18 protein-coding genes and 2 pseudogenes are annotated in these 23,089 nt (G+C 55.0%); 10 read left to right on the top strand and 10 right to left on the bottom strand.

The genetic code is table 11. The features are described from left to right. Positions 1–108 precede the first annotated feature (108 nt). From RGW60_RS16930 to RGW60_RS23845, 9 genes and pseudogenes are all read right to left on the bottom strand, one after another. Positions 109–2,031, bottom strand: coding sequence for a PrkA family serine protein kinase (locus RGW60_RS16930; protein WP_322171194.1), 1,923 nt, complete (start codon positions 2,029–2,031; stop codon positions 109–111). Positions 2,032–2,316: 285 nt separating this feature from the next. Continuing rightward, a complete protein-coding gene (gene glpE / locus RGW60_RS16925) occupies positions 2,317–2,640 on the bottom strand; it encodes a thiosulfate sulfurtransferase GlpE (RefSeq protein WP_322205649.1) in 324 nt (107 codons plus the stop codon). A 35-nt stretch (positions 2,641–2,675) separates the two neighbouring features. Next, positions 2,676–3,557, bottom strand: coding sequence for a symmetrical bis(5'-nucleosyl)-tetraphosphatase (locus tag RGW60_RS16920; protein WP_322205648.1), 882 nt, complete (start codon positions 3,555–3,557; stop codon positions 2,676–2,678). After that, the gene (gene apaG / locus RGW60_RS16915) at positions 3,557–3,937 is read right to left on the bottom strand and encodes a Co2+/Mg2+ efflux protein ApaG (RefSeq protein ID WP_322205647.1); all 381 of its coding nucleotides are present in this window, start codon (positions 3,935–3,937) and stop codon (positions 3,557–3,559) included. Before apaG ends, RGW60_RS16920 begins: the two co-directional genes overlap by 1 nt. A 148-nt stretch (positions 3,938–4,085) precedes the next feature. Further along, a complete protein-coding gene (rsmA, locus tag RGW60_RS16910; protein ID WP_322205646.1) occupies positions 4,086–4,892 on the bottom strand; it encodes a 16S rRNA (adenine(1518)-N(6)/adenine(1519)-N(6))-dimethyltransferase RsmA in 807 nt (268 codons plus the stop codon). Further along, positions 4,889–5,878: a 4-hydroxythreonine-4-phosphate dehydrogenase PdxA gene (pdxA, locus tag RGW60_RS16905; RefSeq protein WP_322205645.1), complete on the bottom strand. Its 990-nt coding sequence runs from the start codon at positions 5,876–5,878 to the stop codon at positions 4,889–4,891. Before pdxA ends, rsmA begins: the two co-directional genes overlap by 4 nt. Next, positions 5,875–7,221 carry a peptidylprolyl isomerase gene (locus RGW60_RS16900; RefSeq protein ID WP_322205644.1) on the bottom strand — a complete coding sequence of 449 codons (1,347 nt, stop codon included), beginning with the start codon at positions 7,219–7,221 and terminating at the stop codon, positions 5,875–5,877. Before RGW60_RS16900 ends, pdxA begins: the two co-directional genes overlap by 4 nt. Further along, positions 7,196–9,739: pseudogene (locus RGW60_RS16895) on the bottom strand (LPS-assembly protein LptD); the annotation flags it as partial. The pseudogene RGW60_RS16895 and the gene RGW60_RS16900, both read right to left, overlap by 26 nt. Before the next feature lie 74 nt (positions 9,740–9,813). Further along, positions 9,814–10,009: pseudogene (locus RGW60_RS23845) on the bottom strand (hypothetical protein); the annotation flags it as partial. Between the two features lie 129 nt (positions 10,010–10,138). On the opposite strand from RGW60_RS23845, the gene RGW60_RS16890 reads away from it, so the two are divergent. From RGW60_RS16890 to RGW60_RS16880, 3 genes are read left to right on the top strand one after another with little or no spacing between them, the layout of a single operon-like run. Further along, a complete protein-coding gene (locus RGW60_RS16890) occupies positions 10,139–11,164 on the top strand; it encodes an aminoglycoside phosphotransferase family protein (protein WP_322205642.1) in 1,026 nt (341 codons plus the stop codon). 19 nt (positions 11,165–11,183) lie between these two features. Beyond that, positions 11,184–11,852 carry an N-acetylmuramate alpha-1-phosphate uridylyltransferase MurU gene (gene murU, locus RGW60_RS16885; protein ID WP_322205641.1) on the top strand — a complete coding sequence of 223 codons (669 nt, stop codon included), beginning with the start codon at positions 11,184–11,186 and terminating at the stop codon, positions 11,850–11,852. Continuing rightward, the gene (locus RGW60_RS16880; protein WP_322205640.1) at positions 11,853–12,620 is read left to right on the top strand and encodes a DnaJ domain-containing protein; all 768 of its coding nucleotides are present in this window, start codon (positions 11,853–11,855) and stop codon (positions 12,618–12,620) included. It abuts the gene before it with no gap. 93 nt (positions 12,621–12,713) lie between these two features. Here RGW60_RS16880 and RGW60_RS16875 read toward each other — a convergent pair whose 3' ends face one another. Continuing rightward, a complete protein-coding gene (locus RGW60_RS16875; RefSeq protein ID WP_322205639.1) occupies positions 12,714–13,688 on the bottom strand; it encodes an alpha/beta hydrolase family protein in 975 nt (324 codons plus the stop codon). Between the two features lie 181 nt (positions 13,689–13,869). Here RGW60_RS16875 and RGW60_RS16870 point away from each other — a divergent pair, with 181 nt between their 5' ends. The 7 genes from RGW60_RS16870 to RGW60_RS16840 all read left to right on the top strand — a co-directional run bounded on the left by RGW60_RS16870 (position 13,870) and on the right by RGW60_RS16840 (position 23,016). After that, the gene (locus RGW60_RS16870; protein WP_407074101.1) at positions 13,870–16,230 is read left to right on the top strand and encodes a PAS domain S-box protein; all 2,361 of its coding nucleotides are present in this window, start codon (positions 13,870–13,872) and stop codon (positions 16,228–16,230) included. Between the two features lie 32 nt (positions 16,231–16,262). Then, a complete protein-coding gene (locus tag RGW60_RS16865) occupies positions 16,263–16,892 on the top strand; it encodes a response regulator transcription factor (RefSeq protein ID WP_322205637.1) in 630 nt (209 codons plus the stop codon). 256 nt (positions 16,893–17,148) lie between these two features. Continuing rightward, a complete protein-coding gene (locus RGW60_RS16860; RefSeq protein ID WP_322205636.1) occupies positions 17,149–18,273 on the top strand; it encodes an ABC transporter ATP-binding protein in 1,125 nt (374 codons plus the stop codon). 64 nt (positions 18,274–18,337) lie between these two features. Continuing rightward, positions 18,338–19,375 (top strand): ABC transporter substrate-binding protein, encoded by a 1,038-nt coding sequence (locus RGW60_RS16855; protein ID WP_322205635.1) that lies wholly within the window; start codon positions 18,338–18,340, stop codon positions 19,373–19,375. An 84-nt stretch (positions 19,376–19,459) separates the two neighbouring features. Next, positions 19,460–20,707 carry an ABC transporter permease gene (locus tag RGW60_RS16850; RefSeq protein WP_322205634.1) on the top strand — a complete coding sequence of 416 codons (1,248 nt, stop codon included), beginning with the start codon at positions 19,460–19,462 and terminating at the stop codon, positions 20,705–20,707. A gap of 11 nt (positions 20,708–20,718) precedes the next feature. Beyond that, positions 20,719–21,543, top strand: a complete 825-nt coding sequence (locus tag RGW60_RS16845; protein WP_322205633.1) for an ABC transporter permease — start codon at positions 20,719–20,721, stop codon at positions 21,541–21,543. Between the two features lie 99 nt (positions 21,544–21,642). Then, complete coding sequence (locus RGW60_RS16840; RefSeq protein WP_322205632.1) at positions 21,643–23,016, top strand: sigma-54 interaction domain-containing protein; 1,374 nt, start codon at positions 21,643–21,645, stop codon at positions 23,014–23,016. The last annotated feature ends 73 nt before the right edge of the window (positions 23,017–23,089 follow it).

The following is a 23,089-nucleotide window of genomic DNA, read 5'->3' as shown; positions in this document are numbered from 1 at the left end:
GCTTCAAGCCGTAAGCTGGAAGCTTAAAGACAAGCGGTCAGCCGCAATAAGCGCAGGCACGCCCGCGTGCGCGTACCTGTGGCTTGCAACCTACCGCTTGCCGCTGCCTTACTGCGATTTCCTGACCCGCAAATACCACTCAGACAACAGCCGTACCTGTTTGTCGGTGTAACCACGCTCGACCATCCGAGTAACGAAATCGTTGTGCTTTTGCTGATCCTCTTTGCTGGCCTTGGCGTTGAAGCTGATGACCGGCAGCAGATCCTCCGTGTTCGAGAACATTTTCTTCTCGATGACGACCCGCAATTTTTCATAGCTGAGCCAGGTAGGATTTTTGCCGTTGTTATTGGCGCGGGCACGCAGCACGAAGTTAACGATTTCGTTGCGGAAATCCTTCGGATTACTAATGCCAGCCGGTTTCTCGATTTTTTCCAGCTCCTCGTTCAGCGCAACTCGGTTAAGAATTTCACCGGTTTCAGGATCACGATATTCCTGATCCTGAATCCAGAAGTCTGCATAAAGCACGTAGCGGTCAAAAATGTTTTGTCCGTATTCGCTGTAGGACTCCAGGTACGCGGTCTGGATTTCCTTGCCGATGAACTCGATGTACCGCGGCGCCAAATACTCTTTGATAAAGCGCAGGTAGCGCTCACGGGTCTCGGCCTGGAACTGTTCCTGCTCGATTTGTTGTTCCAGTACGTACAGCAGATGCACGGGGTTGGCCGCGATTTCGTGCGGATCGAAGTTAAAGACTTTCGACAAAATCTTGAACGCGAAGCGCGTTGACAGGCCATTCATGCCTTCATCCACGCCTGCGTTGTCGCGGTACTCCTGAATTGATTTGGCCTTCGGATCAGTGTCTTTCAGGTTTTCGCCATCGTAAACGCGCATCTTCGAATAGATGTTCGAGTTCTCAGGCTCCTTGAGACGTGACAGCGTGGTGAATTGCGCGAGCATTTTCAGGGTGTCGGGCGCGCAGTGGGCTTTGGCCAGGGAGCTGTTGAAGAGCAGCTTGTCATAAATTTTAATTTCATCACTGACCCGTACGCAGTACGGCACTTTGACGATGTAAATCCGGTCAATGAAGGCTTCGTTGTTCTTGTTATTGCGGAAACTGTGCCATTCCGATTCGTTGGAGTGGGCCAACAGGATGCCGGTGAACGGGATCGACCCGAGCCCTTCGGTGCTGTTGTAGTTACCTTCTTGGGTGGCGGTAAGCAGGGGGTGCAAGACCTTAATCGGCGCCTTGAACATTTCGACGAATTCCATCAGGCCTTGGTTAGCCCGGCAGAGTGCGCCCGAGTAGCTGTAAGCGTCGGCGTCGTTTTGTGGGAATTCTTCCAATTTGCGAATATCGACCTTACCGACCAACGCAGAAATATCCTGGTTGTTTTCATCGCCGGGTTCGGTTTTCGCTACGGCAATTTGATTCAAAATAGATGGGTACAGTTTGACCACTTTGAATTGGCTGATGTCGCCCCCGAACTCAGCCAGACGTTTGGTCGCCCACGGCGACATGATCGTACTGAGGTAGCGTCGGGGAATACCGAAGTCCTCTTCGAGGATCTCGCCATCTTCGGTGGCATTGAACAAGCCCAACGGCGATTCAAATACCGGAGAACCCTTGATGGCATAGAACGGTACTTTTTCGATCAGCTGTTTGAGTTTTTCTGCCAGCGAGGACTTACCGCCGCCCACCGGGCCGAGCAGATAGAGGATTTGTTTCTTCTCCTCCAGGCCCTGAGCGGCGTGGCGGAAGTAAGAGACGATCTGGTCAATGCACTCTTCCATGCCATGGAAGTCTTCGAACGCCGGGTAGCGACGAATCACTTTGTTGGAAAATATGCGCGACAACCGAGAGTTGGCCGACGTGTCGAGCAACTCAGGTTCGCCGATAGCCAACAGAAGACGTTCTGCTGCTGACGCGTAAGCACTGCGATCACTTTTGCAGAGCTCAAGATACTCCTGTAGCGAGAGCTCTTCCTGACGTGTTGATTCGAAGCGTTGTTGGAAGTGGCTAAAAATACTCATGACGTCACCTCGCTCGATACGTTGAGCCGGCGGCGGATCGTCAGTCGATGCTGGCATGCAGCTGAAAAGTCCAGATGCAGTTTACCCCCCAGAACACCATAAAATTACTACCGATGACCCGCGCGCCGGTGTACCGGCTCTCCCCTGATTTGGATGGCCTGAGGTTAAGGATAGTTCGGAATTACAGAGATCAACGAGTATTGATTGATTAGTAACGCTAGCCGTTCGTCAGTTTGCTTGCGAGCCCGCTCAGGGTGCGGGATAGAAGGGGGGTAAAAAAAAATTTCAACGCGCCTGAACGGTTTCATCGGGATAGGTATTTCGCCATAGCTCGAAACCGCCGTCCATGCTGTAGACATCCGAAAAACCTTGGCCGATGAGGTAGGCGGCAGCGCTTTGGCTGGAGTTGCCGTGATAGCAAACTACTACTAAAGGCTTGTCCAAGTCGGCGTTGGCAATGAAGCCGGCCATAGAGTGGCTATCCAGATGCTGCGCGCCAGGAATGTGATTGGCTGCATATGTCTGTTGATCTCGGACATCGACCAGTACTGCGCCTTCTTCAAGTAGCAAGTGGGCGTGTGCAGGGGGGATGCGTTTGAATTCGGTCATAATCGGAACTCCTGATGACTAGCAACGAGTAGATTTTAACCCTTGCTAATGGTGTGTAGGCCAATGCGCTTTGATGAGACTGGATTAGCGTCGGCCATCCCCTTAGCATCGCATTCGCAGCTATGGCGTTCGAGAGTATCAACGTTAAGTAGTGTCATTGCACCGCCCCAGACGCAGCCGGTATCGAGGGCAAATATGCCGGGTTCGGTGCATTTGCCTTCAAGTGCGGCCCAGTGTCCAAAAATTATTTTTTGGCCTTTGGTCTTGCGTTCCGGGTGACTGAACCAAGGGGCGTAACCTGGGAGGGCGGTACCAACACCTTCTTTGGTTTTCAGATCAAGGGTTCCGTCACTGGTGCAAAAGCGCATGCGGGTAAAATAGTTGGTGATTACCCGTAAGCGGGTTACGCCTTGCAAGCTGGACTGCCATTTGGCGGGCTCGTTGCCGTACATGCCATCGAGAAACGGCTCGACTAAATTGTCATCGCGCAGAGCAGATTCAACTTCTTTAGCATACGAAAGGGCTTTGTTTAGTGTCCATTGTGGGGCGATTCCCGCATGAACCATCGCAATTTTACGCACCGGGTCGTAGTGCATTAGTTTCTGTTGGCGCAGCCATTCAAGTAATAGGTCGCGGTCGGCGGCTTCGAGCACCTCGCGCAACGTGTCGTTCTTCTTTAGCCGCTCGATAGTACGAGCTGCGGCCAGCAAATGCAGATCATGATTGCCCAAAACACATACTAGCGAATTGCGCATGCCGTAGAGGAAACGCAAGGTCTCCAGCGAGGCCGGGCCACGGTTTACCAGATCCCCTACTAACCAGAGGTGGTCCTTGGTCGGATCAAAGGCAACGTGTTCAAGCAAACACTGCAGCGGTTCCAGACAGCCTTGAAGGTCACCTACGGCATACACTGCCATCAGTGCAGGGCGCCCGGCATGGCCAGACGAAATGGGGCTATCACGGCGTCGAAGCGCTTACCGTCTTCTGCAAGCATTTGATAACTTCCCTGCATATTGCCGACTTTAGTCATCATTACGGTGCCGCTGCTGTAGGTATGGCTGTGCCCCGACTTGATCAGGGGTTGCTGCCCAACTACACCATCGCCACGAACTTCCTCGACATGGCCATCACCGTCGGTGATGACCCAGTGCCTGGAAAGCAACTTGGCCGGTAACTCTCCACTGTTATGAACGGTGACCGTGTATGCAAAAGCAAAACGATTTTGCTCGGGTTGTGACTGCTCTACGAGGAAGCGCGTAACGACGCTGACGTCTACTTGATAGCGAGGATCGGACATGCAATACGCCTTAAAAGCAAAAGCGGAAAAATTCGGACAATACCGGTGAAATTCAGTTTAGGGCATTCTCAACATAAAAAAAGCCGAGATAAAAACCAATCCTTGTTAGCAATGTGCCGGCCGTTGGCCTCGATGAAGGCCTTGGGCTCTACTCGGTGATAGGTTGATCACTGAGTTTATCCGCGAGTCGGACGAAGGCGGCGAGATCCAGTTGTTCAGGTCGCAGACTGCCATCGACGCCAGCAGCAATGATCTCGTCGTTGGTCAGCAGAGCTTTTAGGGTATTGCGCAAGGTTTTCCGACGCTGGTTAAAGGCTTCGCGGACAACACGCTCAAGCGCACGGTGATCCTTTGCCGGGTGTGGCAAGATTTCATGTGGTACCAGACGGACAATCGCTGAGTCAACTTTCGGCGGCGGGTTGAACGCACCGGGGCCAACGTTGAACAAGTGTTCAACGCGGCAATGGTACTGGACCATGATCGACAGGCGGCCGTAGTCACCACCGCCTGGGCCTGCAGCCATGCGTTGAACCACTTCTTTTTGCAGCATGAAGTGCATGTCGCGAATCAAGCCCGCGTTTTGCAACAGCAAGAAGATGAGCGGTGTCGAGATGTTGTATGGGAGGTTTCCCACTACGCGCAAGCTACTCGGTGCAGCATTCAGGCTGGTGAAGTCGAACTTCAATGCATCACCTTGATGCAAACGAAAGTTGGGCTTACTCCCGAATTGGTGAATCAGAATTGGGATCAAATCCTTGTCCAACTCAACCACGTCCAGTTGCGCATCGCTGCTCAGCAGGCCTTCGGTCAGGGCGCCTTGGCCCGGCCCGATTTCCAGTAAACGGTCTTCCGGTTTTGCACGAATAGCCCGCAGGATTTTGTCGATTACGCCAGCGTCGTGCAGGAAGTTTTGTCCAAAACGCTTACGCGCCTTGTGTTGAAATAACTCGGTCATTGACGGGTCTCGGCCATCTGATAGGCGGTTTCCAGGGCAACCTTCAAACTGCCGGTATCGACCTTGCCACTGCCAGCTAGATCCAGCGCGGTGCCATGATCCACCGACGTGCGGATGATCGGCAGGCCGAGGGTCACGTTGACGGCGGCGCCGAAACCTTTGTACTTCAGTACAGGCAAACCCTGGTCATGGTACATCGCCAGCACTGCATCGCAGTGCTCCAGATATTTGGGGGTAAACAGAGTGTCGGCAGGCAGCGGGCCCCGTAAATCAAGGCCCTCGCTGCGCAGGCGCTCCAGAGTAGGTTCAATAATGTCGATTTCTTCGCGGCCCAAATGGCCACCTTCTCCGGCATGAGGGTTAAGCCCGCAGACCAGAATACGTGGTTGGGCGATGCCGAATTTATGGACTAAGTCGGCGTGCAGTATTCGCGTGACCCGCTCGAGGCGCTCAGAAGTGATCGCGTCAGCAACAGCACGCAATGGCAAGTGAGTCGTGACCAGCGCAACCCGCAAGTCCCCGGTAGCGAGCATCATCACAACCTGTTCGGTGTGCGTCAGGTCGGCCAGGAATTCGGTATGGCCTGAAAAAGGAATGCCGGAGTCGTTGATCACACCCTTGTGCACAGGGGCGGTGATCATTCCCGCAAAGTCGCCGTCGATACAGCCTTGTCCTGCACGGGCCAGGGTTTGCAGCACGAACGCTGCGTTGGCTTTATTCAGCTCCCCGGCAACGACGCTTATATTCAGCGGCGTATCCCATACATACAGGCTGCCGGCCGGGGCGGGTAGGTCTGGCCAAGCGTCAGGCGTTACCCTGATTAAATTGACAGCCACGCCCAGTTGCACGGCCCGCTCGATAAGCAGATCGTGGCTGGTAATGGCAATCAGGGGGTGCGGCTGAGGGTGTGACGCGAGCAACAGGCATAGGTCTGGACCTATGCCTGCCGGCTCGCCGGGTGTTAGAGCAAAACGTTTTGCTTTCACTTTGTGGCCTGGTCAGCCTGGTCTGGCTGATCGGCAGGAGGAAGCTTGATTTCAACGTAAGCTTCATCACGAATCTGGCGTAGCCAGGTTTGCAGCTCTTCATCGTATTTACGATTACGTAACGCAGTTTTGGCTTGTTCTTCACGCGCTTCGGTACTGCTGTCGGTAGCGCGACGGCCAAGGACTTCCAGGATGTGCCAACCGTAAGCAGTCTTGAACGGTTTGGACAACACACCTACTGGGCTGTCGGCCATGACAGCGCGGAATTCCGGCACCAGTTGGTTCGGATCAACCCAATTCAGATCGCCGCCGTTGAGCGCCGAGCCAGGGTCTTCAGAGAAACTTTTTGCCAACTCACTGAAATCTTCGCCATTTTTGATGCGCTCATACAAGCGCTCAGCCAGGCGATGAGTTTCGTCTTCGCTACGAATTTCACTCGGTTTGATCAGGATGTGGCGAACGTGAACTTCGTCTTTCATCTGTGCTTGGCCCTGGCCGCCGCGCTTTTCCATCAGTTTCAAAATAATAAAACCGCCGGGAGTGCGCGTGGGTTGGGTGATGTCACCAACTGTCATGTTGCTGAGCAACGTGTCAAAGGGAGGTGGCAACTGCGCGCCTTTGCGCCAGCCCATATCACCGCCGTCGAGCGCATTGTCGCTTTTGGATTTAGCGATGGCCAACTGGCTGAAGTCAGCGCCCTTCTTAAGCTGCTGGTAAATATCCTGAGCTTGATGGCTCGCGGCCTGGATGGCGTCCGAGGAAGCACTGTCCGGGGTCGCGATCAGAATGTTGGCGAGGTGATACTCCTCGGACATTTGCATCTTGCCCATGTCGGATGCCAAGAAGTTTTTCACTTCTTGCTCCGATACTTGAATGCGCTCTGCCACTCGACGTTGACGGACGCGGCTGATGATCATTTCCCGGCGAATCTGGTCACGAGCGTCTTCATAAGACAAGCCGTCATGAGTCAGCGCAGCACGAAACTGATCTATCGACATATTGTTACGTTGGGCGATAGTGCCAACCGCTTGGTTCAGCTCTTCGTCGGTGATTCGTATACCGGAGCGATCACCGATTTGCAGTTGCAGGTTCTCAACGATCAAACGCTCCATCACTTGCTGATCCAGCACACTCGCTGGAGGCACGCCGCCACCGCGTTTGGCGATGGTCTGCTGAACTTCGTGGACTCGTTTATCCAGTTGACTTTGCATGATCACGTCGTTGTCGACGATGGCCACAACCTTGTCGAGGGACTGCACTTCAGCATTTGCTGCGGTGCCCAGGAGTAACGCGCCCAACATCAGTGGGCGCAGACAGTTAGAAAGCTTGGTCTTCACGTTCACGATAACCTTGGATGCCTTTGTCGAGGAAACTTTCAACTTTTTGGCCGAGAACACCGCCAAGTCCCTTCAGTACGACTTGTAAGAAGATGCCATGGTCGCCTTTTTCGTTCTGAGTAATGTCCTGGCTGAATTCGTCATAGTTAATCCAGTAACGATCAATCAGACGTAGCTTCCAGCAACAGTTGTCATATTCAAAACCACCAAAGGCTTCGAGGGTGCGGTTGCGGTTGTAATCGTACTGCCAGCGGCTAATGACGTTCCATTGAGGAGCAACCGGCCAGATGACCGAAAAATCATGCTGCTGGATTTTGTAGTAATCCTTGATATAGCCCGGTTGCCCTGGCGTGCCAAGATCGCCACCGCCCACTTTCCACGTACCGGTGTTCTGGTCATAGCGAATCTGGTCGTTGCGATAGCGATAGCCAATGTTAACAACCTTGTTTGGGTTGTCTTCAGGTTGGTAGTGCATCATCGCACTGCCCGAACGAGTTTTCTTGCTGTCCGGATCCCAGTTGAAGTCGGACGTCGCGCGCCAGTCCCTGTTAAAGCGGTAAGCGTATTCAAGTGCATACGGCGAGCGACCGGCTGTTGAATCTGCACGAGTGGCGTAATCAATACCTGGCAGTTGTACTTTACGATCCTTGAAGTACACCGCTTCACCGATACTGAAGGTCTGGCGTTCAAAGCCGTTATCTTCAATCCAGCGGTTGGTAATACCCAGCGATAGTTTGTTTTCATCACCAATACGGTCGGAGCCAACAAAACGATTGTCGCGGAACAGTGACCCGTAGTTGAACGTGGTTTCACCCGAGTCGAAAATCGGGATGTCACTCTGGTCTTTATACGGAACGTTCAGGTAGTACAGACGCGGTTCCAATGTTTGACGATAGTTTTTGCCAAACCATTGAGTGTTTCTGTCGAAGTACAGACCGCTGTCGACGCTGAACACCGGAATGCTGCGGTCAATAGAGCTATTGAATTCGCCATTCAGGTATTTGGTGTTCGCTGCCGCAGCGGCAGTTTGGGCGTCAACGATCTGCTGCTGTCCTAGCCCGCTTAAACTCAGATCATATTTGGTGTACACGTACTTGAGCTTCGGTGTAACAAAGCCGTAGGTCCAACTCATTGGAAGGCTCATGGACGGCGCAAGATTCAGGCGATCGCCGTCTGATCGGGCGAGACCGGTGACGTTGTTATCAAGCCGAGAGGTACCAACACCATCTTTGTCGAAATAGTTACCCGACTGCAAATCACGTTGAAACCGCACTGCTTCAGTTTCATACGCGAAATCCAATCCGCCGGGGTGGTATGGCAGCGCACCGTTAAAGGTGATCTGCGGCAGACGGTTATATGGGGTGATGTCGGAGACGCTGGCCAGTTTGTAACCCTGCAGATTCAGGCGAGCGGTGTAGGTGTCGCCCCGCCAGTTCACAGCACCTTGCTGGTTGATATAGTCGCGCTTCTCGACACCGATTACGTCGCTTTGAAGATCCTGAAAGTAGTACGGATCGCTTATGTCCGTGTAATCAACGTCCGTCGTCAAGCGTGAATTCAGCCCGCTTTTCTCCTGTACGTTGACCATCCAACGGGTGTCTTTGGCGTCAGTCTGCAGCTTACGATCGTTGTCCTTATCATTGAGGAACGCGCCACCTATAGTGCCTTCGCTCGACTTGGTCAGGTAGCGGAACTCGCCTTCCAGCATGGTGCCACGCTTGGTCATGAAGCGAGGATACAACGTGGCATCGTAATTTGGTGCCAGGTTGAAGTAGTACGGCGTGACCAGTGTTGCACCGGAATTGCCGCCGCTTGAAACGCTCGGGGGCAGGAAACCTGACTGGCGACGGCTGTCGATCGGAAAATAGAGATACGGGGTGTAGAACACCGGTATGTCGTGGACTCGCAGTGTGGCGTTAGTCGCTGTACCGAAACCGGTTGCGGGGTTCAGAGTAATGTTATTGCCCTTGATTTCCCAAGCGTTACTGTTGGGTTCGCAAGTGGTGTACGTACCGTCCTTGAGGCGGATGATCGCGTTCTCGGCACGCTTGGCGTACAGAGCGCTGCCGCGCACGTTGGACTTGTGCATCACGTATTCAGCGTTGTCGACTTGGGCTTCACCGGTGTCGAGCTGGATCTGCGCGTGGTCACCGACGATCAAGGCCCCATTTTGACGCAAGCGGACATCGCCGTTCAGTTCGCCACGGTTTTCAGCCTGATACAGGCTGGCCTCCTGGGACTGGACCTGCATGCTGCCTTGACGCAATACAACGTCACCGGCCAGCGTCGCGACCTGAGCTTCTTGCTCATAACGAGATGCTTTGGCACCGACAAACATCGGTGCGTCGCTCATCTTCGTGTTGTCGTTCATGCCCGGACGGATAGGCTCTACATACGCTCCAGAGCAATAGGGGCCAGTTTCGGCCAATTGCGCGGGAGTGAGCTTATCTCGAGGAACCCAATCGAGGTGGCTGTAGTCAGCACTGCGCGACTTCAGACCATAGCCTTTCGCTTGGGTGACGAGCGTGATGGGCACTTTTTCGCCGGCCGTTGAGCCAGCGTCCGGAGTGCTTTGACCGTTCGTACTGATACCGTCCACGCTGTGCACGGGGCGCGGTGGCAGCTGAACTGCGTTCACTTTCGGCGCGCAATCCCAAGCACCCGCAGCAGAGACTGAACAGTCATACTGTTCTGCGGCTACTGCGAATGGAGTGGCCAAAGGTTGCATCGCCAGCAAACTGCCGGTTACGAGCAACGGAAATTTTTTACGAAATGCGTGGGATTTCAATGCCATCTTATTAATCCGGGCTTCCTGCGCGCCATCGGCCCGCGGGGGGGCCGCACGCCTCTCGATGGGCTGAAAAAGATGACGGATAATAAAGCATGACCCGCTTGACGGCTAGCGCCGTCGGAGACCCTTGTAATGCCAGATCAAGATGTACGCCTGCAACACCTGAAAGTTTGGCTCGATAAGCAGTTGTCAGCGTTGTTCACGGCGCAAGATTGGGGCGCCGTACCCCCGGCCACGTTGACTGCGGCCAGTAGCGATGCCAGTTTTCGACGGTATTTCCGTTGGGAGGGTGCCGGTCAAACTTTTATTGTCATGGACGCACCTCCACCCCAAGAAAACTGTAAACCGTTCGTGGATATCGCTAATTTATTAAGTAAATCAGGAATTAATGTTCCGAAAATATATGCCGAAGACCTTACTCGTGGCTTTCTTTTGCTCAACGACCTGGGTCACAAGACCTATCTCGATGTGATCGATGCCCAAAATGCAGACGCATTGTTTGCCGATGCGTTCGATACGTTGTTGGCCTATCAACAGTTGCCTATGGATGCGCCGCTGCCCAGCTATGACGTTGCGTTGCTGCGTCGCGAGCTTGAACTGTTTCCTGAATGGTACGTAAAGCGCCATTTGGGTATCGAGATGGACTCGGCACAGTTGGCGCTTTGGGAGCGAGCCAGTGATCGTCTGATCGACAGTGCATTGGCGCAGCCGAAGGTATTGGTACACCGTGACTACATGCCGCGCAATTTGATGGTCAGTGAGCCGAATCCTGGGGTGCTGGATTTTCAGGATGCGGTCTACGGGCCTGTGACTTATGACGTGACGTGTCTGTTCAAGGATGCGTTTCTGAGTTGGCCTGAAGAACGGGTCCAGGGTTGGCTGCTGACGTATTGGCGGGCGGCTTTGAGTTTGGGTATTCCGGTGCAAGAGACCTTTGAAGATTTTCTGCGGGCCAGCGATCTGATGGGCGTGCAGCGGCATTTGAAAGTGATCGGCATTTTTGCGCGTATTTGCCATCGTGACGGTAAACCCCGCTACATGGCCGATGTGCCCCGTTTTTTTGCTTATATAGAAGTTGTATTGGCACGACGACCGGAATTGGCTGAGCTGGGCGAACTGTTGGCAAGTCTGCGTCAACCCGTTGGAGCGGTTTTATGAAAATGAAGGTAGTTAACGCATGAAGGCGATGATTCTCGCCGCAGGCAAGGGTGAACGCTTACGTCCTTTGACCTTGCACACACCTAAGCCGTTGGTGCGTGTGGGGAACGCGCCATTGATTGAATATCACCTGCGGGCCTTGTACGCGGCCGGCTTTACCGAGGTAGTGATTAACCACGCATGGCTTGGTCAACAGATCGAGGACTGCCTCGGCGACGGGGAACGGTTTGGCCTAAGCATTCGTTACTCGCCAGAGAGCGAGCCGTTGGAAACCGGTGGCGGAATTTTTCGCGCTCTGCCCTTACTGGGCGATAGACCGTTTCTGGTCGTCAACGGAGACATCTGGACCGACTACGATTTCACCAACTTACATCGGCCTATCGCCGGTTTGGCGCACTTAGTGCTCGTGGATAATCCTGCGCATCACCTGGCAGGTGACTTCGCGCTGGTGGAAGGTCGGGTTGAACCCAGTCAGACGGTTCCGCGGTTGACCTACAGTGGCATGGCTATTGTGCATCCGCAGCTGTTCGACGGCTGCGAGGCGGGGGCTTTCAAGCTAGCGCCGTTGTTACGCTCGGCCATGGCGCACGATTTGGTTTCAGGTGAGCATTTCGTCGGACGCTGGGTGGATGTCGGTACACATGAACGGATTGCTGAAGTTGAGCGATTGATTGCGGTGAGTTGCTAGATGCTGTGGCCTACTACCGTGATCGGCGCCGGAGTCGGGTTTGCTATCGCCAGTATTCCGGGGGCGCTACTGGGTGCACTGCTCGGTCAAGCCTTGGACCGGCGTATGGCGCTGCACAGCTGGGCCCATATGCGTCAGCGATTGGGGGGCCGTTCTGTACCCCGTGACGACGAGTTGCTGTTCATCCTGTTGGGTCGTCTGGCGAAGAACAATGGCCGGGTTGTGGATGGTCACATTCAGCAGGCGCGCGAGGAAATGCGTCGAATGGACTTGAGTGAGCCAGCTCAACGGCGGGCGATCTTGGCGTTCAATCGAGGCAAAAAAGGACGTGAACGGCTACGCGGCTATTTGCGTCGTATGAAAACCCAGCCGCATGCGGCCGAAGGATTATTGCGAGCGTGTTGGCGCATGGCCTGGGCTGACGGCAAAGTTTCACTGGAGGAGCGCGAGTTGATCCTGCTATGGGGCAAGTGGCTCGGCTGGACGACTATAAAGGTTCAGACACTTGCCAGTGAATATGACCCGCAGAAAAGGCCGCTCGGTGTCAGCGTTGATGTTTATCAAGATGCGTTGCGCTTGTTGGGTGTGCAGGCGGACGCTGAGCCGACACAGATCAAACGCGCCTACCGACGTCTACTCAGTCGCCATCATCCCGACAAAGTCGCAGGGAATGGGGCCAGTGTCTTGCAGGTGCGAGAGGCGACCGACAGAACCCAAGAGCTGCATCAGGCCTACACCTTGATTCGTGAACAACGGAATTTCCGCTAACGCGATACAAGCCAACTTTGCGAATGAATTGGCTCGCGCCGATAAATTGCTTGATCTGTGAGAGCAATTCATTCGCCAATAGGATGGTCCGGTCTATTTGGGCTCCAGCCATCCTCGAACGCGGCGTAATAGCTGTTCCTGCTGCGCGGGGCTGTCTCCGGGCAGTGTGGTCAAGGTCACTTGCGTATAATCAGGGTTTTTCGTGCGTTTACTGGCCTTTAGACGTTGCTGCGCTGTATTGCGGTTTTGCGTCAAATCCTGGTAAACGAAATCCGCAGTTTTGACTTTGAGCGTCGTCGCAAACTTGTCCAAGGTGGGCTTGGCGTTCAGGGGTTCTTGCGCGCTGACCAATATCAGTTTTTGTACCAACGGCAAAGGTCGCTCATTGACGAATCGGGCGGCCCAATAGGCCCCGCTACCGTGCCCAAGCAATACGATGCCGCGCGCCTTTTGCTGTTTCGCATAAGCAATGCCACTTTCGATTCGGGCGAAGATACGCTCTGCTTCGGCTTTAGCCTGTTCATCCGCCGCCGCCGCGCGGGCTACGCTGGCCGCAGCGTCAGCTTCGGCGGTGTTGTCGGGTTCTGTGCTTTTTGGAGCGGTGGCAACTTTAGCGTCTTTAGCCGGCGCTGCGGCCACTACGTCCTCAATACGCGGCAAACTGCCGGTATTTGGTGTATCCGGCAGTGAGAGACTTAAGCTACCCCAGCCTTCATCAGGGAACCTGCGTCGCAATGGACCGACAACTTGAGGCCAATCTGCCGACTCGTCCGCGCCTGGGACGATAATGACCACGCCTTTGGGTTGGTCGATGTTCGCCGGTTTCCACAACGCGACAAACGTTTCATCACCCGCTTGCAGCTGCTGCACTTCTTCAGACGGCAGTTGGCGTCGTAGGGCCGCAGCATCCTCCTGACTGCGCTCAAGCAACCGTTGACGTTCAGGCGGTGCGGCTTGAGTGGCTGAATCTTTAGTGGGCGCCTGAGTAGCCGCCATCACGGGCAGAGCACACGGTAGAATCAGCGACAGGCACAATGTGGGAAGCGATGCGCGAAAGGTGTAGGACATCCGATATTCCATGGCCAGAAACGTTATTGCAGCCTAATGGGTTGTTCAGTGTTTGTCAGGCGTTTGGGTCGTACCGCAGCAGTAGCGGCAATTCACGGAGCAACGGAATGACACGTTTATGATTCGATTGATGCGCATACGGGTCGTCGGCCAGCGCCTTTTTTTTGTAATGATTTTACTTATGGCGGGGCTGCCTTTTTTGGCTAATGCCGCATCTCAGCCGGTTGCGGCCGCTTCAGCGTTGAGCCAGGAGCAGCGTGCCTGGCTCAATCAGCGGGGTCAGTTGCGCATCGGATTGGTGTTGCAAGCGCCCTACGCCCAACTGGACAAGCGATTGCAGCTATTGTCGGGTGCAAACGTCGACCTAATGAAAGAGCTGGAGAAAACCCTTCAAGTTGAATTGCTCTGGCGTAACTATCCCGATCAAGCAGCGCTGGATACTGCTTTAGAGCAAGGTGCTATCGATCTCGCTCCTGGCTTGACCCAAACGCCCGCTAGCTTGCGGCTTTGGCTGTTTTCCGACCCATATATGCGCGTCCCGAATCTAATCGTGGGTGAGCGCAGCAGTGGTGGTGGGGTGGACCTTGAAAAACTTGACGGTCATGACCGCGTCGCAGTCCGGATGCCCAACCCGGTAGCGGATTATCTGCGCAGCACCTACACCCATCTGAACTTGCAAGGCGTTCCGCTGGAGCGTCAAGCGTTGCAACTACTGCTGAGCCAGCAAGCTAAATACGCCGTAGTCGATGAAGCGCAGCTCAGCCGGTTGTCCGTCGAACCGGATTTTATCGGGCTCGCGGTAGTGGGCGACATCGGTTTGCCACAGTTGTTGCGGGTGGCGTCGCGCAAAGATTGGCCTGAGTTGGCGGGCATTATTACCGCCGCCCTGCATGCGATTCCCGCGCGCGACCTTGAACAACTTCACTCGCGCTGGTTGCAGCCTAAATACCCACGGCTGAGCGAGTCTCCCGGGTTTTGGCAAAACCTGACGTTGCTGGTTACTGTCATGTTTCTAGCATGCTTTGCGATTGTGGTCTGGCAGCGTCGTCAGCAACACGCTCTAGAGCAAAGTCTTGACGCTGCCCGTGAAGACATCGCACGGCGTCAAGCCAGCGAAAAAGCCCTGCGCTTGACGCAGTTTTCCATCGACCAAAGCACCGTTGGCATTCTTTGGGTCAATTGGGACAGCCATGTGCGTTATGCCAATCACGCCGCCGAAGCGATGTTGGGGTATGCCGAGGGCGGCGTTGTTGATCGGCCACTGATTGATTTCGAGCCGGGTCTGCACATGGACCGCTGGCTGAACCTTTGGAAGCGTGCCCGTTCCACCGAAGAAAGCCCGCAGAGCTTCGAAACCAACTGTATTTGCGCCGACGGCAGCTTTTTACCGGTTGATGTCTCCCTCAGCTTTATGCGGTTCAGGGATGCGGAATACCTAGTCGTATTCCTCACCGATGTCACTGATCGAAGACGTGCCGTGGCGGCGCTTCAGGAAAGCGAAGCGCGATTGCAGGGCATCGCGGCTAACGTGCCGGGGCTGGTATTTCGTTTGGAGCGTGCGCAATCCGGTGGTGAGCCGGAGTTTGCCTACATCAGCGAGGGCAGTGAAACGTTGGTGGGTTACGCGCCCGCTGCATTGCGCCACCCGAGCATGGGGTTGCGTAACCTGGTACACCCCGATGACCGGATTGGTTACCACTTGGTGCAGGATCGATCTTTGGGAAGCGACAGCGATTGGGCGTGGCAGGGACGGATTCTGACCCGGGAAGGCGAAGAGCGTTGGGCGGAAATCAAGGCCATTGCTCGCCGCTTGGACGATGATCGAATGGTCTGGGACGGCATTGTTTGGGACATTACTGCGAGCAAGCGCATCGAGCTGCAATTGGCCAGCTCTCGCGAGCAATTGCGAGAATTGTCGGCGCACTTGGAAAGCGTGCGTGAAGAAGAGAAAGCGCGGATCGCCCGCGAAGTGCATGACGAACTCGGGCAAATGCTGACCGTGCTTAAACTGGAAACCTCTATGTGCGAATTGGCCTACGCCGATCTTGATCCTGGCCTGCGTGACCGGCTAAACAGTATGAAGCGCCTCATTTCCCAGCTGTTCCAATTGGTGCGCGACGTTGCCACTGCACTGCGTCCGCCGATTCTAGATGCAGGCATCGCTTCCGCCATCGAGTGGCAAGCGCGGCGATTCGAAGCCCGAACCCAGATTCCGTGTTTAGTTGAGGTTCCGGACAACCTGCCGGCGCTCAGCGATGCTAAGGCCATTGGCTTATTTCGTATCCTTCAGGAGGCTCTGACGAACGTGATGCGACACGCTCAAGCGCACACGGTGGAGCTAAGCCTGACGCTGGAAAACGGGGTGTTGTGTATGACCGTCGCCGATGATGGACGAGGTTTTGTGCCTGAGCAGGGTAGGTCGACCTCGTTCGGCGTTGTAGGCATGCGCGAACGGGTACTGATGTTGGGCGGCACTTTGCAGCTGGACAGTGAGTCGGGCGAGGGCACAACCTTGCGCGCCTATATTCCGCTGGCCGTTTAATTATCCAACGCCATTGGGCAGGAGTGAGAACAGTGATTCGTGTATTGGTAGCTGAAGACCATACTATCGTCCGCGAAGGGCTTAAACAGCTGATCGGGTTAGCGAAAGACTTGGTAGTTGTGGGTGAGGCCAGCAACGGCGAGCAGTTGTTGGACACGTTGCGTCATGTCGAATGCGAAGTGGTGCTGCTAGACATTTCAATGCCTGGCGTCAATGGCCTCGAAGCGATCCCACGGATTCGTGCGCTGAACAATCCGCCAGCGATTTTGGTGCTCTCGATGCACGATGAAGCGCAAATGGCGGCGCGCGCATTGAAAGTCGGCGCTGCCGGTTATGCGACCAAAGACAGTGACCCCGCGTTGCTACTGACAGCCATACGCCGGGTCGCAGCCGGTGGACGATACATTGATCCAGATCTTGCGGACCGTATGGTCTTTGAGGTGGGCTTGACCGATAGCCGACCCCTGCATTCGTTATTGTCCGAGCGCGAGTTCTCGGTGTTCGAACGCTTGGCCCAAGGTGCCAACGTCAATGACATCGCCCAGCAGTTGGCCCTGAGCAGTAAAACCATTAGCACCCACAAAGCGCGCTTGATGCAGAAGCTGCACATCACGTCTTTGGCTGATTTGGTGAAATACGCGCTGGAGCATAAGTTGTTGTGATGCAAGCATGTCCGTCTGCGACATGTTTGGCACCTGTCATCCTAAGCCAGTCGGCTCCTGCAATGTAATTGTTGCCCTCAGGGTCTGGCTTGATCGCGATAGCGTTGTTCCAAACGAAGTATCTATTTCCAATTACATACCTATTTGCGTCATCACTGTAGGGCAATCCCTACAGCAATCTCTCTCGCCCGCCGATTTGCCTGAGCCGCTGCCTGATCTAGGCTTGATCCACGGCAGACAAACAAAGGTGTGGGTAATGAGCGACGTCGATTCAAGCGCTGGGTTGAGTGATGTTCTGGTCAGCTTCCGTGGCGTACAGAAAAGCTACGACGGCGAAAACCTGATCGTCAAAGACCTCAATCTGGAAATTCGCAAAGGCGAGTTCCTCACGTTGCTTGGGCCTTCCGGGTCCGGCAAAACCACCAGCCTGATGATGTTGGCCGGCTTTGAAACGCCCACCGCCGGCGAAATCAAGCTGGCCGGGCGCGCGATCAACAACGTTCCGCCCCACAAGCGCGACATCGGCATGGTGTTCCAAAACTATGCGTTGTTTCCGCACATGACGGTTTCGGAGAACCTGGCGTTCCCGCTTTCGGTGCGTGGCTTTAACAAATCCGATCTTAGCGATCGGGTCAAGCGTGCCTTAAGCATGGTCCAGCTCGACGCTTTCGCCCATCGTTACCCGGCGCAGCTTTCTGGTGGCCAACAGCAGCGTGTAGCGTTGGCCCGTGCGTTGGTGTTTGAACCGCAGTTGGTGCTGATGGACGAGCCTTTGGGTGCGCTGGATAAACAGTTGCGTGAACACATGCAGATGGAAATCAAGCACCTTCACCAGCGCCTTGGCGTCACCGTGGTTTACGTGACCCACGACCAAGGCGAAGCGCTGACCATGTCGGACCGGGTGGCAGTCTTCCATCAGGGCGAAATTCAGCAAATCGCACCGCCTCGCACGCTATATGAAGAGCCGAAAAACACGTTTGTCGCTAACTTCATCGGCGAAAACAATCGGCTTAACGGCCACTTGATCAGCCGCTCCGGTGATCGCTGCGTCGTGGCCTTGGCCCGCGGCGAAAAGGTCGAAGCATTGGCGGTCAATGTCGGCGAAATCGGTGATCAGGTGACGCTGTCGGTCCGCCCTGAACGCGTTCGCGTGAACGGCCACAGTGAAAACTGCGTAAACCGGTTCTCCGGTCGCGTTGCTGAATTTATTTATCTGGGCGACCACGTCCGTGTGCGTCTGGAAGTTGCAGGAAAAACCGACTTCTTCGTTAAGCAGCCAGTCGCGGAACTCGATCCGGGGCTGACTGTCGGCGATGTTGTGCCAATTGGATGGCAGGTCGAGCACGTTCGCGCACTCGATCCCTTGCTGGAAGCGCTGTAACTGTCAGAGGCGAATCAATCGCCCCACGTATAACCAACACTGCACACTGTGGAGAGAACAATAAATGCTTAAATCTTTGAAGTTCACCGCTATTACGCTGGGCATGATGTGCGCGGCCAATGCCATGGCGGCAACGGATCTGACCGTTATTTCCTTCGGCGGTGCCAACAAGGACGCCCAGGTAAAAGCTTTCTATGCACCGTGGGAAAAGGCCGGCAACGGTAAGATTATTGCGGGTGAATACAACGGCGAGATGGCCAAAATCAAAACCATGGTCGACACCAAGAGCGTTTCTTGGGATCTGGTAGAAGTCGAGTCGCCTGAGCTGTCGCGCGGTTGCGACGAAGGCATGTTCGAAGAAATCGATCCGGCTTCACTTCCCGGCACCAAAGCTGACTACGTTCCGGGCGCTATCCAGACCTGCGGCGTAGGCTTCTTCGTGTGGTCCACCGTGTTGGCTTACAACGCCGACAAGCTGGCCAGCGCACCAACAGGTTGGGCGGATTTCTGGAACGTCAAAAAATTCCCAGGAAAACGTGGCCTGCGTAAAGGCGCCAAGTACACCTTGGAATTTGCGTTGATGGCTGACGGTGTTGCACCGAAAGACGTCTACAAAGTGCTGGCCGGCAAAGACGGTCAAGACCGCGCTTTCAAAAAGCTCGATGAACTCAAGCCGTTTATCCAATGGTGGGAAGCTGGCGCTCAACCGCCGCAGTTCCTCGCGTCCGGTGACGTGGTGATGAGCTCGGCCTACAACGGCCGTATCGCCGCTGTGCAGAAAGAAAGCAACCTGAAAGTGGTCTGGAATGGCGGCGTCTACGACTTCGACGCGTGGGCGATTCCGAAGGGCTCGAAAAATGCAGCCGAAGCGAAGAAGTTCATCGCTTACTCGGTTAGTCCAGAACAGCAAAAAACCTATTCCGAGAACATTGCTTACGGCCCAGCTAACACCAAAGCTGTCCCGTTATTGGACAAAGGCGTCTTGAAAGACATGCCGACGACCCCGGAAAACATCAAAAACCAAGTGCAGATCGACGTCGGCTTCTGGGCTGACAACGGTGAGCAACTGGAGCAGCGCTTCACCGCGTGGGCTGCCAAGTAAGCAGTTTACGTTGAGTTAGATCCAGTCCCTCCTTTCTTCGAGAGGAGGGCTGCATCCATTGTTTAGAGATTTTCGGAGTTCGTTATGGCCATCGCAGTGCCCCTCACCGAAGGCGCCAGCCCCACCCTGAAGCAGCGTCTGGCTCGTGCTGAACGGGTTAATCGCTGGAAGGCTCAAGCATTGATCGCGCCGCTGGTGCTGTTTTTGCTGTTGGTGTTCCTGGTGCCCATCGTTGCGCTGTTATTCAAGAGCGTTGACAATCCGGAAGTCGTCGGAACGTTGCCGCATACGGTTGCCGCCGTGGCGAAATGGGACGGAAAAAGCCTGCCGCCTGAACCGGTGTATCAAGCGCTGAGCGTTGATCTGGCGCTGGCTCGCAAGAATCAAACGCTGGGCGATCTGTCCAAACGCCTGAACATGGAACTGGCCGGTTACCGCAGCTTGCTGACGAAAACCGCGCGTGCTTTGCCGTTCGCAACAGAACCGACCTCTTATAAAGAAGCACTCGAAGCACTCGATGAGCGCTGGGGCGATCCGGCCTATTGGCAAGCGATCCGCCGTAATGTCAGTAGCATCACACCCTATTATTTGTTGGCCGCCGTTGACCACCGCATCAATGACCTCGGTGAAGTGGCGCCCGCGACCCCCGATCAAGCGATCTACCTGGATATCTTCGGCCGCACCTTTTGGATGGGCTTGGTCATCACCGTGATCTGCCTGCTGTTGGCTTATCCACTGGCGTATTTGCTGGCGAACCTGCCTTCACGGCAGAGCAACTTGCTGATGATCATGGTGCTGTTACCGTTCTGGACCTCAATTTTGGTGCGAGTAGCGGCCTGGATCGTGTTGCTGCAATCAAGCGGATTGATTAACAGCGCGTTGATGTCGATGGGCGTTATTGATAAACCGCTGGAGCTGGTGTTTAACCGAGCCGGGGTTTACATATCGATGGTGCACATCATGCTGCCATTCATGATCTTGCCGATTTACAGCGTCATGAAAGGTATCTCACCGACGTACATGCGCGCCGCCATCTCTTTGGGCTGCCACCCGATGATCAGTTTCTGGCGGGTGTACTTCCCGCAGACCTACGCAGGTATCGGCGCGGGGTGTCTGCTGGTGTTCATATTGTCGATCGGTTACTACATCACCCCGGCGCTGCTTGGCAGCCCGAACGATCAAATGGTCAGCTACTTCGTCGCCTTCTACACCAACACCAGCATCAACTGGGGCATGGCCACGGCGCTGGGCGGTTTGCTGCTGACGGCGACCGTCGTGCTTTATCTGATTTATAGCTGGCTAGTCGGCGCCAGCCGTATGCGCTTGAGCTGAGGAGAGTCAACATGCTGAGCCCTTACACGTCGCCCATTGAGCGGGTCTGGTTTTACGCCCTGCGCATTCTTTGCGGGCTGGTGCTGTTATTTCTGGTACTGCCGGTACTGGTGATCATTCCGTTGTCGTTTAACTCCGGCAGTTTTCTGGTTTATCCACTGCAAGGTTTTTCCATGCATTGGTATCAGGACTTTTTTACCTCGGCGGAATGGATGCGCTCGCTGAAAAACAGCATGATCATCGCCCCTGCCGCCACCGTTCTGGCCATGGGTTTCGGTACCTTGGCTGCCATTGGCTTGACCCGTGGTGACTTTCCCGGCAAGGCGTTGGTCATGGCGTTGGTGATTTCGCCGATGGTGGTGCCGGTGGTCATCGTTGGCGTGGCCAGTTATTTGTTTTTTGCGCCGCTGGGAATGGGGAATAGCTACATCTCGCTGATTCTTGTCCACGCCGTGCTAGGTGTTCCGTTCGTAATAATCACGGTGTCAGCGACCTTGCAGGGGTTTAACCATAATCTGGTTCGCGCCGCTGCAAGCTTGGGTGCCTCGCCGCTGACTGCATTCCGCCGCGTGACGTTGCCGTTGATCGCGCCGGGAGTGATTTCCGGAGCACTGTTCGCCTTCGCAACCTCTTTTGATGAAGTGGTGGTGACCTTGTTTCTCGCCGGCCCTGAACAAGTTACCTTGCCTCGACAGATGTTCAGTGGCATTCGCGAAAACCTCAGCCCAACCATTGCCGCTGCCGCAACCATGTTGATTGCGTTCTCGGTGGTGTTGCTGCTGGTGCTGGAATGGTTGCGTGGGCGCAGCGAGAAGATGAGGACGCAGGAGGTTTGAGTCGTCGTTGTATAAACGCTTCGCCTCTGTAGAAGCCAAGTTGTTGGCGAAAGGTTGAGGTAACATCCTCACCTTTCCGTCCGCGCCATGGAGCCTCAGGTGAACGTCAACGACGCCAGTTTCGAAGAGCTGCTCAATGCGTTGCACGATGGTGTCTACATCACGGACGGCGACGGCAAGACGCTGAAGGTCAATAAGGCCTACGAGCGTTTGACAGGTCTCAACAGCGCGGACTTGATTGGTCGACCGATGCAGGAGTTGGTCAAGGATGGGGTGATTTCCCAGTCGGCATCGCTGCGTGTATTGCAGGAAGGCAAACCAATGTCGGTGATGCAAAGCCTGCATCAGGGCAAGAAGCTACTGGTCAGCGCCACGCCGATTCTTGGCGCTGACCAAAGCATTCGCTATGTGGTCAGCACTGTGCGAGACATGACCGAATTGCTGCGCATGAAGCACGAGCGCGACGAGCTGCAACAGCTCAAGCAACTGCGCAACAGCACCGCCAAACTTCACGCCGGTCAGCGCGATAACCTGCTGCACTCGCCGCTGATGGCCGATCAAGAAGTGTCCGGCAGAGTTTTCGCCTTGGCCCGGCAAGTCGCCCACAGTTCGGTAAAGGTGTTGCTTCAAGGCGAAACCGGCGTTGGTAAAACCTTGGTCGCACACTTTATCCACAACGCCAGCGACCGCGCCAAAGAACCGTTTTTGGCCCTGAACTGCGGGGCTCTACCGGAAAACCTGATTGAAGCCGAGCTGTTTGGCTATGCCCCTGGCGCCTTTACCGGTGCCGGTCCCAAGGGCAAACGCGGCCTGCTGGAGTTGGCGCATCACGGGACGTTGTTCCTCGATGAGATCGGCGACTTGCCACTGGCGGTGCAGGTCAAGCTGCTCAAGGTGATCGAAGAGAATCGCTTTATCCCGGTGGGCGGTCTGGAACTCAAGGAAGTAGACGTGCGCATCATCAGCGCCACCCATCACGACTTGAAGCAACTGGTGGCAGATGGACGCTTCCGGGCCGATCTGTATTACCGGCTCAACGTTGTGCCTATCGTGATTCCGGCATTGCGCGAGCGCAGTGAAGAAGTTGCACCGCTGTTGCATTACTACCTGGACAGTTTTAACGCCCGTTATCAGCGGCAGGTGCAATTGAGCCTCGAAGCCCTCGATGTGCTATGCGATTACGCATGGCCGGGAAATATTCGGGAGCTGATCAATATCGTCGAACGCCTGGTGGTTACCAGTCATGCCGATATCATCGAAGCACTGGACTTGCCTGAAGAAATCCTCAACCTCAATTCCCTGCACGCTGACGACAGCCGCTTGCCATTGCGCAAGGTGCTGGAAAATGCCGAACGCGCCGCCATTCGTGCCGCGCTGCAGGTACACAAGACCACGCGGCTGGCCGCCAAAGCGTTGGGCGTCAGCCAGGCAACCGTGGTGCAGAAGATGAAGCGTTGGGAACGGTCTGATTAGGATTTGAATCAGTAGCCCATTTGGCGATTAGAAAACTAATCGCTGCCACCCCCTTTGACGGTCTCTTTTTCGT

Origin of the sequence: Pseudomonas sp. AB6, assembly GCF_034314105.1 — a bacterium.
GTDB lineage: Bacteria > Pseudomonadota > Gammaproteobacteria > Pseudomonadales > Pseudomonadaceae > Aquipseudomonas.
Note: the sequence above shows the minus strand (reverse complement) of the source record. Positions and strands in the feature narration are given on the sequence as shown.